Genomic DNA, 501 nt, shown 5'->3' with positions numbered 1-501 from the left:
GTACTTAGAGACAAAACAAGGTCTTGCTTCTTGTGTAGCCTGAATTCTTGTAGGCATGATAATAAAAATCAAACATAAGCAAATAATGTGGAAGGTGGTCATAATAACTATGGACATAGAAAAAAAATAAAGCTGGATAAAGGGAATTGAGAGTGCTGAGGTGGAGGTGAATTTTGGCAGGGGAGTAGAGGCAGTTTGCATGTTGCAGTATTAAATACAGCAAGGCTAAATAAGTCTCGTTGAAAAGATGAGATTTAAACAAAAACATATCCCATGCAGTAAATAGCCCTAAGTTATAATATTTTGAGTTCTTGTATTTGCTTCTCAAGGGCTTCCCACATGGCTCAGTGGTAAAGAACCCACCTTCCAATGTAGGAGACTTGGATTCTGTCCCTGGGTGAGGAATATCTCCTGGAGGAGGAAATGGCAACCTACTCCAGTATTCTTGCCTGGAAAACCCCATGGACAGAGGAACCTGGCAGGCTACCATCCAAGGGGTTG

General features: G+C 41.3%; 1 protein-coding gene. It reads right to left on the bottom strand.

Annotated elements, in window-relative coordinates:
* Positions 1-4: 4 nt before the first annotated feature.
* On the bottom strand, positions 5-501 hold a 497-nt coding region (locus ACQV2P_RS08690; RefSeq protein WP_428894900.1), incomplete at its 5' end, for a hypothetical protein.

Origin of the sequence: Facklamia sp. P12932 (assembly GCF_050409545.1) — a bacterium.
In the GTDB taxonomy this organism is placed as follows: domain Bacteria; phylum Bacillota; class Bacilli; order Lactobacillales; family Aerococcaceae; genus Facklamia.
The sequence above is the reverse complement of the archived record's forward strand: the minus strand, read 5'-3'. Positions and strand labels throughout refer to the sequence as shown.